General features: G+C 70.8%; 11 protein-coding genes and 1 pseudogene. 7 read left to right on the top strand and 5 right to left on the bottom strand.

Annotated features, from left to right (window positions below):
* Positions 1-23 precede the first annotated feature (23 nt).
* Together ACFSL2_RS14745 and ACFSL2_RS14740 are read right to left on the bottom strand one after the other, a co-directional pair.
* Positions 24-1,205 (bottom strand): Gfo/Idh/MocA family protein, encoded by a 1,182-nt coding sequence (locus tag ACFSL2_RS14745; RefSeq protein ID WP_377198579.1) that lies wholly within the window; start codon positions 1,203-1,205, stop codon positions 24-26.
* Positions 1,202-3,211 (bottom strand): DUF6807 family protein, encoded by a 2,010-nt coding sequence (locus ACFSL2_RS14740; RefSeq protein ID WP_377198578.1) that lies wholly within the window; start codon positions 3,209-3,211, stop codon positions 1,202-1,204. The genes ACFSL2_RS14745 and ACFSL2_RS14740 overlap by 4 nt, the downstream gene beginning before the upstream one ends.
* 322 nt (positions 3,212-3,533) lie before the next feature.
* Here ACFSL2_RS14740 and ACFSL2_RS14735 point away from each other — a divergent pair, with 322 nt between their 5' ends.
* The 5 genes from ACFSL2_RS14735 (at position 3,534) to ACFSL2_RS14715 (ending at position 8,894) form a co-directional block, all read left to right on the top strand.
* Positions 3,534-4,457 (top strand): carbohydrate ABC transporter permease, encoded by a 924-nt coding sequence (locus ACFSL2_RS14735; RefSeq protein WP_377198577.1) that lies wholly within the window; start codon positions 3,534-3,536, stop codon positions 4,455-4,457.
* Positions 4,450-5,403, top strand: coding sequence for a carbohydrate ABC transporter permease (locus tag ACFSL2_RS14730; protein ID WP_377198576.1), 954 nt, complete (start codon positions 4,450-4,452; stop codon positions 5,401-5,403). The genes ACFSL2_RS14735 and ACFSL2_RS14730 overlap by 8 nt, the downstream gene beginning before the upstream one ends.
* A 48-nt stretch (positions 5,404-5,451) precedes the next feature.
* Positions 5,452-6,801 carry an ABC transporter substrate-binding protein gene (locus ACFSL2_RS14725; protein ID WP_377198575.1) on the top strand — a complete coding sequence of 450 codons (1,350 nt, stop codon included), beginning with the start codon at positions 5,452-5,454 and terminating at the stop codon, positions 6,799-6,801.
* Positions 6,802-6,948: 147 nt separating this feature from the next.
* On the top strand, positions 6,949-8,556 hold the full coding sequence (locus tag ACFSL2_RS14720) for a UxaA family hydrolase (protein ID WP_377198574.1): 1,608 nt from the start codon (positions 6,949-6,951) through the stop codon (positions 8,554-8,556).
* Positions 8,557-8,603: 47 nt separating this feature from the next.
* Complete coding sequence (locus ACFSL2_RS14715; RefSeq protein ID WP_377198573.1) at positions 8,604-8,894, top strand: hypothetical protein; 291 nt, start codon at positions 8,604-8,606, stop codon at positions 8,892-8,894.
* A gap of 92 nt (positions 8,895-8,986) precedes the next feature.
* Here ACFSL2_RS14715 and ACFSL2_RS14710 read toward each other — a convergent pair whose 3' ends face one another.
* The 3 genes from ACFSL2_RS14710 to ACFSL2_RS14700 are packed head-to-tail and all read right to left on the bottom strand — an operon-like array spanning position 8,987 to position 14,917.
* A complete protein-coding gene (locus ACFSL2_RS14710; protein WP_377198572.1) occupies positions 8,987-11,245 on the bottom strand; it encodes a discoidin domain-containing protein in 2,259 nt (752 codons plus the stop codon).
* Entirely contained in the window at positions 11,242-12,627 is a 1,386-nt protein-coding gene (locus ACFSL2_RS14705; protein WP_377198571.1) for a DUF1996 domain-containing protein, read from the bottom strand. The genes ACFSL2_RS14710 and ACFSL2_RS14705 overlap by 4 nt, the downstream gene beginning before the upstream one ends.
* Positions 12,628-12,664: 37 nt before the next feature.
* Positions 12,665-14,917, bottom strand: a complete 2,253-nt coding sequence (locus ACFSL2_RS14700) for a discoidin domain-containing protein (protein ID WP_377198570.1) — start codon at positions 14,915-14,917, stop codon at positions 12,665-12,667.
* A 308-nt stretch (positions 14,918-15,225) separates the two neighbouring features.
* Between ACFSL2_RS14700 and ACFSL2_RS14695 the strand changes: the two genes are divergently transcribed.
* The gene (locus ACFSL2_RS14695; RefSeq protein WP_377198569.1) at positions 15,226-16,272 is read left to right on the top strand and encodes a LacI family DNA-binding transcriptional regulator; all 1,047 of its coding nucleotides are present in this window, start codon (positions 15,226-15,228) and stop codon (positions 16,270-16,272) included.
* A gap of 416 nt (positions 16,273-16,688) precedes the next feature.
* Positions 16,689-16,874: pseudogene (locus tag ACFSL2_RS14690) on the top strand (glycoside hydrolase family 18); the annotation flags it as partial.
* Between the last annotated feature and the right edge of the window lie 157 nt (positions 16,875-17,031).

Genomic DNA, 17,031 nt, shown 5'->3' with positions numbered 1-17,031 from the left:
GCACCTTCCCACGGTCGGTCGGGCTACTTCTGGACCGTCCAGGGGGCGCCGAGCTCGGTGAACGTGCGCTGCTCGCGTGCGGCCCGCTCGCACCACTCGGTGACGTCGCGCACCACCGGGTGCCGGGCGTCGCCGTCCGGATTGCCCTGGGAGCCGCCGATCGTGCGCGGACCGCTGGCGGAGCTCGCGGCGACACCGTCCTGCCAGTCCACGAACGCGTCCCCGATCGGCGTCGGGTCGGCGGCCGTGCGCACGGCCTCGAGCACCTGCATGAACGCGCCGGTGTCCCGGACGTCGCACAGCAGCCGTTCTCCGGTGCGGGCCCGGAGCAGGTTCTCCAGGAGTCCCGTGCGTCCGTACTGCTTCTCCGCGACGACGCGCCCGGTGCGCAGCCGGACCAGGTCGTGCTCGTACTCGAGCTCGATCTCCCCGGAGGTGCCCTGCACGACGACCCGCGCCGGCGTGCGTTCCGCCGCGCACAGCGTGAGGCCGAACCCGTACCGCGTCCCGTCCGTGCCGACGGCCCGCAAGGACGAGGTGTCGTCGGCCTCGATCGGGTTGGCCCGCCACAGGTCGGTGTTCACGTACGCGAGGTCGGTGCCGGCCCGGGCCCCGCCGACCCACAGGGCGGTCGCCACCGCGTGCGCGAGCGGGTTGGTCACCACGCCGTCCACGACCGCGCGGTCGCCCATGCGCCGCCGCCCCGCCCAGGGCGAGCGAGCCCAGTACGCGGCGGTCCGGACCCAGGTCCCGACGGCCCCGATGCCGGTCACCTGTCCCACCTCGCCGCGGGCGATCGTGTCGACGACGGCGGGCAGCGCGTGCGACCCGAACGTCTGGAAGCCGACCTGGCACAGCCGCCCCGTCCGTTCGGCGACGGCGACGAGCTCGGCGTGCTCCGCGAGGGAAGCCGTGGTCGGCTTCTCGAGCAGCACGTCGATACCCGCCTCCATCGCGGCACGCGCGAGCGGCAGGTGCGTATGGATGGGCGTGGAGAGCACCACGACGTCGGGCAGCATGCCGGCGTCCGCCGACAGCAGGTCACCCAGGCTCGCGAACCACGCCGCGGGAGCGTCGTCGGGTTTCTGGGGGTCGACGACGGCGCTCAGCCGCGCGAGCCCCCTGGACTCGAGCTCGGCGACCGCCCGCAGGTGCGAGCCCCCGTGGCCGTGGATGCCCACCACCGCGATCTTCGGCGGCCTCACCGGTGGCCGCCGTCGGTGAGGTCCGCGGCGAGTGCGGCCGCGGTCGAGCTCGTGAGCGCGGTGTCGAGCAGCACGGCCACCAGGTCGAGCTGCACGGAGCCGCCCTCAGGCACGAGCAGCGGCGAGTCCCAGGCGAGCGCCGGGCAGGCACCCGGGTACTCGGCAGAACGCAGGAACCAGGGCCGGACCTGGCCGGGCTGCACCAGCAGCAGCGTCGTGGACCGACCGCCCTGCTGCTGCACGAACGCCACCCACGGCGACGAGCTGCCGTGCGCGCGGTTCTCGCCGGCGCCCGCCGCAGACAGCACCGACGTGCTCTCGGCGATCGGCAGGCGCCAGAACAGTCCGCCGTAGCCGGCACCCGGCCGACCGTTCGTGGCCGGTGACCGGATCTCCAGCGGACCGTGGTCGGCATGCAGCGTGGAACGCCAGTCGAGCACCCAGCCCGGCGCGGCGGCGGACCCGGGGGACTGGGGGAGCAGGCGCGCCGTCACGCGGCGCTCCTCACGGAGCTGCGGGTCACCGTGCTCGTCCGCCCACAGCACGTCCTCGACCAGCACCTCACCTGCCTGCGCACCGGCTCCGGCCGCGCGGGCCGTGGGCGCGGCCTCGACGCGGACGCCCTGCGACATCTGCCGGCCGTGGTTCTTCAGCAGCGTCGGGCCCACGTCCTCGATGAAGGTACGTCCGCCCCAGTGGCTGGTGCCGTTCACGTCGGGAACGGCGATGCCGACGCCGTAATGGTGCCGGTGGTCCACGGGGCTCACGTCCGTGAGCGGCACGCCCGCCAGGGTGTGCACCGGGTGCAGGTAGGGGCGCCGGGCGTGCACCTTCGGCATGCGGTCGCCCGCGTCGCGGCGCACCAGCTCCAGCCCGTCGCAGGTCAGCACGACGGCGTCCGAGTCGGGATCCACGGGTACGGACCAGGTGGGGGGCACGGTGGGCGGCACGGCCGGGACCTCCTCGCGCTGCACGGCCACGACGACGCCGTCGTCGTCCGTGACGTGCACGCGCTCCGTGCCCTGCGGTACCGGCCCGGTACTGCCGCGCACCTCCAGGCTCGGTGTGAATCGAGCAGAGCGTGCGGGGTGGGCGTCGTCGTCGATCACGGAGTGCAGCTCCCTCCAGGCATGGCGGCCGAGCTCGGCCTGCGGCACCGCGACCGTCGTCAGCGCGGGTGTGGCGTATCGGGACAGCTCGATGTCGTCGAAACCGGCCACCGAGATGTCGGCGGGCACGGCCACCCCGGCCTCGTTCAGGCCGGCGAGCAGACCGAAGGCGACCAGGTCGTTGAACGCCACCGCGGCGGTGGCGCGGGTCGCGAGGACGGCGGGCGCGGCGCTGTGCCCCGCCTGGATGTCCGGTCCCGCGGGCAGGTCGATGATCTCGAGGTCCGTATGCCGTTTCCGGGCGCGGTCGAGGCCGGCACGGCGCAGCTCGTCGGACGCGCTGCGCACCGGACCGCCGAGATACACCATGCGGCGGTGGCCGAGCGAGACGAGGTGCTCGACCACCTGGTGCGCGGCGTCCTCGTAGTCCACGACCAGGCTGGGCGCCGCGCCGCCGGTCTCCCGGTTCACCAGGACCACCGGCTCGACGTCGGCGATCAGCGCGCTCAGCTCGGCGTCCCCGATGCGTGGTGACACCAGCACCAGGGCGTCGCAGCGCATCCGCGCCTCGAGCGCGATGGCACCCTCCTGCTGGTCGTCCTCGACCGTGTCCGCCACGAGCACGCGGTAGCCGTCCTCCGCGGCGCCGTCCATGACGCCCCGCAGGATCTGCTGGAACACGGGATTGCCCAGGTCGGGGACCACGAGGGCCACGGTCTGGGTACGGCCGAGCGCCAGGCTCCGTGCGGCGTTGCTGGGCCGGTAGCTCAGCCCCGCCGCGGCCTCGCGCACCCGTTCCGCGATGGTCGCGTCGACGGTGCTCCGCCCGTTCATGACGCGGGAGACCGTCGCCCGCGACACGCCGGCCGCGGCCGCGACATCCCCGATCGTGGCCATGACACGGCGCTGACCTGTGCGCTGTCCTGCGCCCCGTGCGCTGCCGCTGACCATCTGCTCTCCGTCCGTCACCCTCGTCCGACCGGCGTACGGGGGCTCCGAGCCATCTTTGGCGCGGCCCCCTCGCTGCCGGTTTCCCGATGTGACGGTACACCATGGGAAACCGGTTGCTCATGTGGTACGTTCCTCCACCAGAGACCGGTTTCTCACCGATGCGACCGGGGATCGACGACGATCCGGAGGACAACGCGATGCGCCACCCGAACCGCGAGCCCGGACCTTGGCGGTCCGAGCCCCCGCCCGCCAGTGCGGGGGTGAACCCATGTCAGTGATCCAGGAGCTCTCCCGCAGCAAACGGAGCGCCAGCCCACGAAGAAAGGGCGACGGCCTCTGGGCGCTGTTCTTCCTCGCGCCCTGGTTCGTCGGGCTCGTGCTCATCACGGCCGGGCCCATGGGCGCCTCGCTGTACCTGTCCTTCACCGACTACGACCTGCTCTCGCCGCCGCAGTGGGTGGGCCTCGAGAACTTCACGCGGATGTTCGAGGACCCGCGGTTCCTCAACTCCCTGGGCGTCACGTTCCTGTACGTGTTCGTGTCGGTGCCGCTGCAGCTCGCCGCGGCCCTGGGCCTCGCGCTGCTGCTCGACCGGGGCATGCGCGGGCTCGCCCTGTACCGCTCCGTGTACTACCTGCCCTCGCTGCTCGGCGGGTCGGTGGCCATCGCCATCCTGTGGCGCCAGATCTTCGGCGCGGACGGTTTGGTCAACCAGGTGCTCGCACTCTTCGGGGTGCAGGGCCAGGGCTGGGTCTCGCACCCGGACTACGCCCTCGGCACGCTCATGGCGCTCAACGTCTGGACGTTCGGCGCTCCCATGGTGATCTTCCTGGCCGGCCTGCGGCAGATCCCGCAGATGTACTACGAGGCCGCCGCCATCGACGGCGCGAGCAAGTTCCGCCAGTTCCGGTCGGTCACGCTGCCGCTGCTGACGCCGATCATCTTCTTCAACCTCGTGCTGCAGCTCATCGAGGCCTTCCAGTCCTTCACCAGGGCGTTCGTCGTGAGCGGCGGCAACGGCGGTCCGTCCGACTCGACGCTGCTCTACACGCTGTACCTCTACCTCAAGGGATTCGGTTCCCTCGACATGGGCTACGCCTCGGCGATGGCCTGGTTCCTGCTGCTGATCATCGGCGGCATGACGGCAGTCAACTTCCTCGCCTCCAAGTACTGGGTCTTCTACGATGACTGACGCCTCCACGCCCACACAGACCGCTCCGGCGACGGCCGTGCTGCCGCCGTCCGACGGCGACCGGCCACCCGGTACCGAGGACCACCGTCCTACCGCACGGCCCCGCGGCCGGCAGCTGCGCGCCAAGGTGGGCAGCCTGCTCAAGCACGCCGGCCTGATCACCTTCGGCTTCGTGATGCTGTACCCGCTGCTCTGGATGCTGGCCAGCTCGTTCAAGCCGAACGCGCTCATCTTCCGCGAGCCGGGACTCATCCCCACCGACATCGACCTGTCCAACTACACGGACGGGTGGAACGCGCTGCTGCACCCGTTCAGCCACTACCTGATCAACTCGGCGATCGTCGTGCTCGGGTCGCTGCTCGGGAACCTGCTCTCCTGCTCGCTCGCGGCCTACGCGTTCGCGCGGCTCGAGTTCAAGGGAAAGCGGCTCTGGTTCGCGATCATGCTGATGTCGATCATGCTGCCGATCCACGTGGTGATCGTGCCCCAGTACGTGCTGTTCTCCCAGCTCGAATGGGTCAACACGTTCCTGCCCCTGATCGTGCCCAAGCTGCTTGCCACCGACGCGTTCTTCATCTTCCTCATGGTCCAGTTCTTCCGCGGGATCCCGCGGGAGCTGGACGAGGCCGCGACCCTCGACGGCGCCAACCACCTGCGCATCTACCTGCAGATCATGCTGCCGCTGTCGATGCCGGCCCTCGCGACCACCGCCATCTTCACGTTCATCTGGACGTGGAACGACTTCTTCAGCCAGCTCATCTTCCTCACCCGGCCGGAGATGTACACCGTGCCGATCGCGCTGCGCACGTTCGTCGACTCCACGGGCGAGAGCTCGTGGGGATCACTGTTCGCCATGTCGATCGTGTCCCTGATCCCCGTCTTCATCGCCTTCCTGTTCGGGCAGAAGTACCTCGTCAAGGGGATCGCGACCACCGGAATCAAATAGCTCCACCGCCCCGCGACAAAGACGTCAACGTCACCGAAGGAGAAACACATGAGCACCACCGGGAACGGACTACGAACCAGGCGCGGCAAGCGCCTCGCCGCCTCCGCCGCGAGCATCGCGGCAGTGGCGCTGACCCTCGCGGCCTGCGGAGGCGGCGACTCGGGCATCGGCGGGAGCGGCGGCGACGAGCCGGCCGGGCCTGAGGAGTGCCCCTGCGAGATCCGGTTCGCGTGGTGGGGCTCGGACACCCGCCACGAGTCCACGCAGCAGATCATCGAGGCGTTCGAGGCCGAGAACCCCGACATCACCGTGGTTCCGGACTTCACCGACTGGGACGGCTACTGGGACAAGCTCGCCACCTCGGTGGCCGCCGGCGACACCCCGGACGTCATCACCCAGGAGGAGCGGTACATCTCCGACTACGCCACCAAGAACGTGCTCGCCGACCTGAGCCAGCTCGAGATCGACACGTCGAAGGTGGACGACAGCGTCCTGGCCGGTGGTCAGATCGACGGTGCGCAGTACGGGCTCCCGACCGGCATCAACGCGTACGCGTTCGTCGCCGACCCGGAGCTCTTCGTCGAGGCGGGCGTGGAGATGCCCGACGACACCACCTGGACGTGGGAGGACTACGTCACCACGGCGAACGCCGTCTCGGAGGGCGCCGGTGAGGGCGTGTGGGGCACGCAGGACTACGGCTTCAACGAGGCCGGCCTCAACGTGCTGGCGCGCCAGCGCGGCGAGACCCTGTTCACGCAGGAGGGCGAGCTCGGGGTCTCCGAGCAGACCGTCGCGGACTTCTTCCAGGTCTCGCTCGACCTGATGGAGGGCGGTGGGCAGCCCGACGCCGCCCGCACCGTCGAGTACCAGGCGGCCGGCCCGGAGGGTGGTCTGCTCGGCACCAACCAGGGCGCCATGGGCGTCTGGTGGACCAACCAGCTGGGTGCGCTGACGGACTCGTCCGGTCATGAGCTCGAGCTGCTCCGCCTCCCCGGCGAGACCGAGGGCGAGCGCACCGGCATGTACTACAAGCCGGCGATGTTCTACTCGGTCTCCGCGGACACCGAGTACCCGGAGTCCTCCGCGAAGTTCGTCGACTTCCTGCTGAACTCGCAGGAGGCGGCGGACATCATGCTGACCGACCGCGGTCTGCCCGCCAACACCGAGGTCCGCGAGGGCATCCTCGGCGACCTGTCGCCCACCGACCAGAAGGTGGCCGACTTCATGGCGGACATCGAGGACGAGATCGTCGATACCCCGCCGGTTCCGCCGCACGGTTCCGCCGAGCTCGCCGACATCATGGAGCGGATCAACACCGAGGTGCTGTTCGATCGGATCACCCCGGAGGAGGCGGCCACCCAGTTCATCGAAGAGGTGAACGCGGCCATAGCCGACTGACAGGGGCAGCCAGAGCTCGGTCGGTAGAACGTCAGGTGATCGGTAGCCCGAGGAACCGATCACCTGACGTTCTGCCGACCAGGGCTCGAACAGCGGTGGAACGGCCCGCCGGTAGGATGAAACGGTTCACACAGAGGGGTGTCACAGGTGTCAGAGGTCGATCTGCTTGTCCTGCGCGAGGGTGACGACGTCGCCGTCGCGACTCGCGACCTGAGCCCGGGCGACGATGTCTCCGCGTCGGGGGCCGGCAGGGCCGGCCCGCTCGCCGTCGGGCAGCCGGTGCCGCGAGGGCACAAGATCGCGCTCCGGGCCGTGTCTGCAGGCGCCGAGGTACACAAGTACGGGCAGGTCATCGGGGTCGCGACCACCGACATCGCTGCCGGGGACCACGTGCACGCGCACAACCTCGGGTTCGAGGAGGGGGACCGCGAGGCACCGCTGGGCGGCACCCACACCGAGCTCCCCGTGCCCGACGGCGCCCGCCCGACCTTCCGCGGTTTCCGACGGTCCGACGGCCGGGTCGGGACCCGCAACTTCGTGGCGATCCTGACGAGCGTGAACTGCTCCGCGTCGACGGCGAAGATGATCGCGGACCAGTTCACCGGCGCGGCGCTGGACGAGTTCGAGAACGTCGACGGCGTCATCGCCCTCACGCACACGTCGGGCTGCGGCCTGGTGCCGGACTCGGAGGGCGGCCAGATCCTGCTGCGCACCCTGCGCGGGTACGCCGCCCACCCGAACGTCGCGGGCCTGCTGGTGCTGGGGCTGGGCTGCGAGATGGTGCCGGGCGCCGCGCTGTCCGCCCGGTCGGGCCAGGTCGCCGACCTGGGGATGCCGACGGTCGGGCCACCCGACGACGCGAAGCAGGGCCTGCTGGCCTCGATCCCCGACGACACCGTGGTGCGGTCGCTGACCATCCAGGAGGCCGGCGGCGTGCGGGCCTCGGTGCGGGCGGGCGTCGCCGCCGTCCGCGAGATGCTGCCGCTGGTCGACGCGCGCGAGCGCGTCGAGTGCGACGTCTCCGAGCTCGTGCTCGCGCTGAACTGCGGTGGATCGGACGGCTACTCCGGGATCACGGCCAATCCCGCGCTGGGCTGGGCCTCGGACCGCCTGGTCGCCTACGGAGCGACGTCGGTGCTCGCCGAGACCCCCGAGGTGTACGGCGCCGAGCACCTGCTGACCGCGCGGGCGGTGAAGCCCGAGGTGGCGCAGCGCCTGCTGGACCGCATCGACTGGTGGCGGGGCTACGTCGCGGCGGGCGGCGGCACGCTGGACAACAACCCGTCACCGGGCAACAAGGCCGGCGGTCTCACCACGATCCTGGAGAAGTCGCTCGGCGCGGTCGCCAAGGGCGGCCAGGCCGACCTCGGCGCGGTCTACGAGTACGCCGAACCGATCACCGAGCGCGGCTTCGCCTTCATGGACACGCCCGGCTACGACCCCGTGTCGGTCACGGGTCTGGTGGCGGGCGGCGCCAATGTCGTCGTGTTCACCACCGGCAGGGGGTCGGTCTTCGGCTGCCGTCCCACGCCGTCCATCAAGGTGGCGACCAACACGCCCATGTACTCGGTGATGTCGGAGGACATGGACCTCAACGCGGGCGTCGTCGTGGACGGCACCGCCACGGTCGCGGAGGTGGGGCGGCAGATCTTCGACCGGATCCTCGCCGTCGCGTCCGGCGAGCAGACGGTCAGCGAGGACCTCGGGATCGGCGCCGAGGAGTTCATCCCCTGGCACATGGGCGCCGTCACCTGACCCCTTGACACGGCGGCTGACACGTCGGCACCGCTAGGGTCGTGGCCATGGAGATATTGGTGATGCTGCTGGTCGTCATGCTGGTCCTGAACTGGATCTCCGCGAGCGGGCACCGAAGGTCGCAGCAGCGCGCGCTGGACAAGCTCCAGACCAAGCTCGACCTCGTCATGGCGCAGCTGGGCGTCGTCGTGCCGGAGCCGGAGGGAATCGCCGACGTCGACGCGCTGATCCGCGCCGACCGCAAGGTCGAGGCGGTCAAGCGCTACCGCGAGATCACGGGCGACGACCTGGTCGAGGCCAAGGCAGCCGTCGACCGTCGCGCCGCCACGCTCACCTGACGCCACGCCCTGACGCCACCGCTGGTCGAGCGGTCGGGACGCGCGTCCCGACAGCTCGACCAGCGAAGGGCAGGCCTGCCCCGCGAAAGGGCTCAGGGGTAGCTCACCACCGTGGCCGGGATGGTCTCCGTCCCGCTCGCGGACGGGCCGACGCCGTTGATGACGTGCTCGTACGTGCCCACTCCGCCGAGTGACACGGTGAGCAGCGAGTGCATCCGCACCCCCGGCGTCCGCGGCACCTCGAAGCCGTTGTCCGAGACGATCGACGCGTCCGAGGTGAACACACAGTACGACCCGAGCCCCCAGGCCTCGTGCTGCGTCACGTGGTCCGCGACCTTGTACGCGGCCCAGCCCCGGACGCCGTCGTGGTTCCAGGCCGCCTGGTCCGGCGGGTCGTACGGCAGCTCGTTCTGGTAGAAGATCGTGCGGCCGCGCTCCCCGTTCCACAGGGTGTTGTACTCCTGGTAGTGCTCCACGAAGAGCCCGTACGCGTCGACGTCGTCGCCGTTCACCACCAGGCCGTTGCGCGCGGTGTTCACGTCCCAGCCGATCCCCGCGCCGTGGTCGCCACGCCAGGACCAGACGTGGTCGACGATGGTGTCGTCGGCGTTCACGACGATCGCCTGGTCCACCCGGCCGGCGTGCGCCCCGCCGACCCGGACGAACACGTCGTGCAGCGAGATCGGGTCGTCCGCGTGATCGGCGGTCGACCCCTCCGTGCCGACGGTGAGCATCGACGGCGACTCCGTGGCGCCGGCGTCGAAGAGCACGCCGGCGACGCGCACGCCGTCGACGTCGGCCACCCGCATCGCCGTCTGCCCGGCCGTCGGCACGATCGTGACGTACCCGAGCCCGAGCACGACGGTGTCGGCGCGGTTCACCTCGACCGTCCCGTCGAGCTCGTAGATGCCGGGCGTGAGCAGCAGGTGCAGGCCTTGGTCCAGCGCCTGGTTGATCCGCGCCGCGGAGTCGCCCGGACGGGCCACGTAGAACTCGTCCAGCGGCACCGACGTGCCCGCCGTCGTTCCGCCGTCCCACGTCGCACCCCGCGTACCCGACCGGGCCGACGGCACGAACACCGCGTAGTCCTGGCCGTCGAGGTAGAGGTACGGCTTCTCACGGATGATCCCGGTGGTGTCCAGGGTGGTCACGGCCGGCTCGGGGAACGACGTCGGCGGGGCGTTCTCCACACCGGAGAACACCATGTTCCACAGCGTGCCCGCCCAGCCTCCCGTGAGGGTCGAGTCACGGGTGTACCACTGCTGCTGCGTCCAGGCGCGGACCTCGCCGTCGACCACGGAGTCGGCGATGTAGCCGCCCGACGCCCAGCCGTACCGTGACGAGTGCAGCATCAGGTTGCCGTTGACGTGGACGCGGCGCATGGGCGCAGCCTGCGAGACCGCCCAGCGCATGTCCCCACCGGTCGGCGTGACCGCGAGGTTCTCGACGGAACGCCAGAAGTTCTGCGTCGCGTTCCCCTCGAACCACTCGGCGTCGGCCCAGACGCCGCCCGTGATGTTCACGTCGTCGGGTTCGGCACCCAGGCCGGCGATCGACGTGTGGAACCCGGCGTTGACGTGCACCGGGTAGGTGCCTGGCTCGAAGAGGAACTGGTGGCGCCCGTCGCCGAACTGGTCCGCCTCCTGCTGGTCGTAGACCGCGTCCACCGCGGCCTGCACCTGGTCCGTCGGCGTGTCCGGGCCGAACACGTGCACGTTCGGTCCGAGGTCTCCGCCACCCGGGAGCGGGTCGCCGGGGGCGCCGCCGCCGTCTCCTGTGGACACCTTGAGCTCCCAGAGGGAGTAGCCGTAGCCGGTACCGCGCTCCGTGCCGGTGACTCGCACGTACCGGCCGGAACCGGCGACGTCGAGGACCTGGGTGCCGCCGCTCCCGTTCGTGACCGTCTTCAGGGTGCGCCAGGTGGTCCCGTCGTCGGACGCCTCGATCTCGAAGTCCTTGCCGTACGCGGTCTCCCAGACGAGCTCGACCCGGCACAGGTCCTGGACGGTGCCCAGGTCGACCCGGATCCACTGCGGGTCGGTGGGTTCGCTGCTCCAGCGGGTGCCGGGGTCGCCGTCGACGGCCAGGGCCGGGCCGAACGGCCCTTCCGTGGACGACGCCGTGGCGGGCCGGTCGAGCGCGGCGTTCCCCGTGCACGCGACCGCCGCGGCGTCGGACCGGGCCGGCTCGTTCGCGGGAGCCGACGCCGGCCGTGCGGTCGCCGTCAGTGATGTGGTCGCCGTCAGCGGCGCGGCGACACATGCTGCCGCGACGGCGACGGCGAGCCAGGCCCGCCGTGCGTGCCGTGGTGGGTGCTGCCGTGCGCCGTGCCGTGCGCTCAGTGCCGTCATGATGCTTCCGTCTCGCGCGCGGGTTCCGGGACCAGCTCGTAGTTCTCGTCGAGCACGGTGCCGCGGTGCGGCTTGTACTGGTCGTAGCCGCGGGGGTTGCACTGGAGCCCGCCGTTGATGCACTGCTCCACGAGGCGGCGGAGCACCTCGGGGTCCCAGGCGTTGACGAAGTCGTAGTGCCAGGACTGGTCGGAGCCGCTGACGAGCGCGACGTCGGACATGTCGCCGCTCACCGGCCAGGCGATCTTGAACTCCAGCATCGGGACGGCGACGGGGTGGCTCAGCGGGCACTGCCCGGCGACCGGGTAGGCCATGTGCGCGGACTCCTCGGGCGTCAGGTGGATCCCGTCCCAGCAGCTCGGGGCCTGGTACCGGATGTTCAGCTGTGTCCCTTCGGCGCAGTACGCCGGGATCTCCCAGCTCTTGGAGATGTCGCCGCACTCCCAGCCCTCGACGGCGCCCGGTGCGGTCCGGAAGTCGTCGACCGTCGCCATCATGTCGCCGGCCACGAACTGGATCCCGGCGGGGAACGGCACCACGTCGGTGTAGTCGTCGATGCCCGACTTGTAGTAGACGGTGAGGGGGATGTTCGGCTCGACCGCCACACCGCCCTTCGTCAGGGTGGGGAACCAGTAGGCCGACTGGTCCTGCGGCACCGTGCACGTCCCCGCCGGGTTCTCGAGCAAGCTGGCGGGGGTGGTGAAGGCGTCCGTCGACCGGTTGCCGATGAAGGTGTGCAGGTGCGATGCCCCGGGCTGGCCAGGGAAGACGATCGGGTCGTCGGGGAGGAAGTGCGAGAACGTGCAGTTCGCCTGGAACTCGTGGTGCGTCACCTCGTCACCGGGGAACGGTGGCGGGTCCTCCGGCGCGTCGGGCTCACCGTCGCCGAACACCTGGAACTCGAAGAGCGAGTAGCCGTACTGCGTGCCCCGGGCGGAGCCGACGAGCTGGACGTAGCGGCCGGTCGCCGCGACGTCGTACACCGCGGTCCCGCCGGTGCCGGCGGACTCGGTCACGACCGTGGTCCAGGTCTCGCCGTCGGGGGAGACCTGGAGCGTGAACGCCGCGGCGTACGCGGCCTCCCACTCCAGGGCGACGTGGTCGAGGTCGTAGGACCGGCCGAGGTCGATCCGGATCCACTCGTCGTCGGTCGGGGCACTGGCCCAGCGGGTCGCGCGGTCGCCGTCGACGGCGAAGCGCGGCCCGAGCCCTCCCGACTCCGAGCTCGAGGCCGCGGTGAGCGCGCCCTGCGAGAGCAGGGTGTTCGGTGCGGCGGCGGCCGGGCCGGCGCCGATGGCCGCGGCCGCGCTCAGGGTCGAGGCGAGCAGGGCCGTGGCGAGCGCACCCGCGAGGACGCGGGGCGTGCGGAGTGCTGTGCGCATGGTTCCTCCTTCTGTGGTGGTGCGGGCTGGTGACCTGTCACTGCTGGTAGATGCCGACCTCGTAGAGCGAGTAGCCCCACTCGGTGCCGCGCTCGGTGAGGTTCAGGCGCACGTAGCGGCCGGACCCCGAGACGTCGATGCTGTCGACGCCGCCGTCGCCGCCGGTGACCGACCGGACGGTGGTCCAGCTGCTGCCGTCGTTCGAGGTCTGCACCTCGTAGGACTTGCCGTAGGCCGTCTCCCAGACGAGCTGCAGGTGGTCGAACGACTGCACCGACCCGAGGTCCACCTGGTACCAGCCGGTCGGGCCCCACTCGCTCGCCCAGCGGGTCGTGGCGTCGCCGTCGACGGCCCGGCCCGGGGTCCAGTCGCCGTTCCACGGATCGAAGCTCGAGGCCGTCGCCGTCCTGCCGAGCGCGATGTTGGTCCCCTCGACCTCGGGCGCGACCACCCGGAACGACCGCGTCTCCACGCCCACGTTGCCGTTGCCGTCCTCGGCGAACACGTACACCTTCCAGACGCCGAGCATCTCCGGCGCCGTGACCTGGAAGGTGCCCGGTGCGGTCTGCGTGAACTCGGCCTGGGCTATGCCGCCGGCGTTGTTGATGTACTTGCTGTTCAGCATGACGTTGGACGTGATCGGGTCGCCGTCCGGGTCCGTCACGTCCAGGGAGACCGTGAACCGTTCGCCGGCCTCCACCGCCGTCGAGCCGGGAACGGTCATGGCGGAGATGCGCGGCGGTGTGTTCATGGCCGACGTGTCGACGCCCCAGGCCCGCGCGATCGAGTAGTAGCCGAGACGCTTGTTGTCACCGGGCAGGATGTTGAACCACACACCGCCGAAGTCGCCCTCGATGCCGTAGTGGAAGAACGTGGCGCCCAGTGCGACGCCGTCGTGCTCGCGCAGGCAGCGCCACGAGTCGACGTACGCCCGCTCCTTCTCCAGGTCGGTCGGCTCCTCGGGCACGCCGTTGGCGTCGTCGGGCACCTCCCACTCGCCGGCCGCACCACCCTCGGTCAGCAGGTAAGGGCGGTCGTAGCCGCCGGTCTCCCACGCCTCCCGGATGTTGCACACGTCGCCGTAGGCGTTGATCGACAGCAGGTCGAGGTCCGGGGCGCTCGCCTCGATGTAGGGCCAGGCGCCCGCCCAGGCGTCGGTGCTCGTGGTCGGGTGGTTCGGGTCGGCCTGGTGCACGGCGACGCTCACCTCGTTGACGAAGGCCGCGTAGGCGTGCCGGATCTCTTCCAGCTCGGTGCCCGAGTAGCAGTTCTGCAGACCCAGGATCGCCTCGTTGCCGATGTTCCACATGAGCACGCCGGGGTGGTTCTTGTACGTCTCTACCCAGTTGAGGATGTCGGCCTTGGTCTCGGCCTTGTAGCCCGCGTCGGTGCGGTAGTCGATGCAGCCGCCCGATCCCGGTCCGCCGCCCGGCAGGAGCCAGAACCCCATCACCACGCGGACGTCGTGCGCCGCCGCTGAGTCGAGGAGCTGCTCGGTGTCCGCCCCCGTGCCCCAGGTCCGGATCGTGTTGGCGCCCATCTCGACGAGTGGGGGCATGTAGTGGTCGGCGGCGCTGAACGCCGGACCCCAGGTGAAGCCGCGGACCGTGTACGGCTGCCCGTCGACCCGCAGGTCCCAGGATCCGTTGCCGCCCACGACCTCGACGGTGCTCGGGCCCGAGTCCGGAACCGGGACGGCGGGGTGGCCGGGATCGACGTAGCCCGGGTCGCCGGGGTCGCCGGGGCCGCCCGGGTCCGTGCTGCCGGCCTCGCCGAACACGCGCAGCTCCCACAGCGAGTTGCCGTAGCCGCCCGACCGGGCGGTGGACAGCAGCCGCACGTAGCGGGCCGTCCCCTCGACGGCGAAGGCGTCGGTGCCGCCGTCGCCCGCGCTGGTCGAGTACACGGTGGACCACGAGGACGCGTCCGCCGACACCTGGAACTGGTACGTGGTCGAGTAGGCCGACTCCCAGACGAGCTCGACCCGGTCGAGGTCGGCGGCCTGGCCCAGATCGACCTGGATCCACTGCGGGTCGCTGAACTCACTGGCCCAGCGCGTGCCCAGATCGCCGTCGACGGCGGCGCTCGCGGGTGTGTAGTCGGGGTTCTCCTCGGAGGATGCGGTGGCGGGCCGGTCCTGGGACAGCAGGACCGGTTCGGCCTGTGCCGGGGCGGCCGGCACGACGAGCGCCGTCGCGGCCAGCAGGCCGGTCGCCAGGGCCGCGGCTCCGGCGCGGACCCCGCGCTGGAGCCGGGCCGTATGGGCGTCGGGTGATCCGGTGGTGATCATGGTCTTCCTCTCCGTCCGCTCGCCGGCTCGTGCGGTGGCCGGTGGCGCGGTTCGTCGTTGAGCCTGCCTGCGCGTCGCTCCGGTGCGTCGCGATGTGGGAGAGCGCTCTTACGTCGCCAATCTTTGACCCGCTCTTGGTGAGGCGTCAAGGGTTCGGAGGTGCAACTTCTGATGCGCTTTTGAATGTTTATGGGATATTTGGTCCCTGATCGCTTCGACTGGTGTCTTGGTGTAGCGGCCCGAACCGGGTGTCATGTCGGCCGCAGCGGATCCGTGGGAGAGCGCTCTTACTCTGTTAACGTCAGCGTGTGAGCAAGGATCTGCGGCGTCCGGCGCCGACACTCGAAGACGTGGCGAAGGTCGCCGGCGTCTCCCGCGCGACCGTGTCCCGCGTCATCAACGGCAAGCGCAAGGTCGCGCCCGCGGTCCAGGAGGTGGTCCTCGAGGCCGTCGCAGAGACCGGTTACGTGCCCAACCGGGCCGCGCGGTCCCTGGTCACCCGCCGCACCGGCACCGTCGCCGTGGTGATCTCGGGCGCCGACGCCGACCCCGACATCGAGCTGGACCTCTCGGGCGTCTTCTCAGACCCGTTCTTCGGCCGGGTGGTCGGGTCCCTCGTACGAACGCTCCGGCCGCACGACGTGCACCCGGTGCTGATGTTCGCCGACAACGACCAGACGCGGGACCAGGTGGTCTCCTACCTGCGGTTCGGCAACGCCGACGGGGCCCTGCTCGTCTCGACGTACGCGGACGACCCGCTGCCGGAGGGCCTGCTGGGCACCGGCCGCCCCATCGTCCTGTTCGCCCGGCCGAGCCACGCGATCCCGGCGAGCTACGTCGACCTCGCCAACGCCGACGGCGCCCGCCTCGCGGCGAACCACCTGCTCGACCGGGGCTGCCGCCGGCTCGGCGTGATCTCCGGACCGGTGGACGTGCCGGCCGCGCGCGACCGCCTCGACGGCTTCCGGGACGCGGCGGCCCGGCGGGGGCATGCCTTTGTCCCGAGCGTCGAGGGATCCTTCACGTTCGAGAGCGGGGAGGCCGCGATGGCGGAGCTCCTCGCGGGCGCGCCGGACCTCGACGGGGTCTTCGTCTCGAACGACCTCATGGCCCAGGGTGCGGTCCACGTGCTGCAGACGAGCGGGCGGCGGGTGCCCGACGACGTCGCGATCGTCGGGTTCGACGACAGCCCGGTCGCGGCGCAGAGCCGCCCCCGGCTCACGACGGTGCGCCAGCCCGTGGAGAAGATGGCGGAGGAGATGGCGCGCATGCTGCTGGAGCAGATCGACGCCGACGAGCCGGCTGTGCGGTCGGCGATCTTCGAGCCGGTTCTGGTGGTGCGGGACTCGGCGTGACTTCGGTCGGTTGTCTGGCTGGGCGTTGTCGAGTTCGGTCGGTTGTCTGGCTGGCGCCGTCGACTTCGGTCACTTGGGATGAGATCGGTCAATCAACCGACCGATCTCATCCCAACCGACCGAACTGAGCCGAGCCGGCGGGGGATTGACCGAACTCGACGGTGCCCAGCCAGACAACCGACCGAACTGAGCCGAGCCGCCGGGGGATTGACCGAACTCAGCTTGGCTCCGGGGGATTGACCGAAGTCATCTGAACTCCCCGGGGAATGACCGATCTCAGCAGCGTCCCCTGGGCGCACGACCCGCGTCATCGTGTGGGAATCCCTCACTCCTGCCCACCACTCACCTTGCTAGGTTCCTGAACAAATCAGGTCGTCGACGGCGACGGCCCCGAACCGGAAGCGAGGTGGTTCCCCGTGAGTTCTCGTCGCGCACCGCTACTGATCGCGGCTCTCGTCGCTGCGCTCCTGACGACAGGTGCAGGCGCGGTCGCCGTACCGGCGGCCCAGGCTGCCGTGGCCGACTGCAGCGCGCCCGCCTGGAGCAGCAGTGCGGTCTATGTTGGCGGCAACCACGTCACCCACGCCGGTGCCGCGTGGCGGGCCAAGTGGTGGACCCAGGGCGAGACCCCTGGCACCACCGGAGAGTGGGGAGTCTGGGAACGCGTCGGCGCCTGCGGCGGCAGCGAGGACCCGACCGATCCGCCCGGCACCGAGGACTTCCCGGTCAGCCAGGCGCAGTTCGACCAGTTCTTCCCGA

It is taken from the genome of Promicromonospora aerolata (assembly GCF_042682255.1).
Classification (GTDB): domain Bacteria; phylum Actinomycetota; class Actinomycetes; order Actinomycetales; family Cellulomonadaceae; genus Promicromonospora; species Promicromonospora aerolata.
This window is presented reverse-complemented; position numbering and strand designations above follow the sequence as displayed.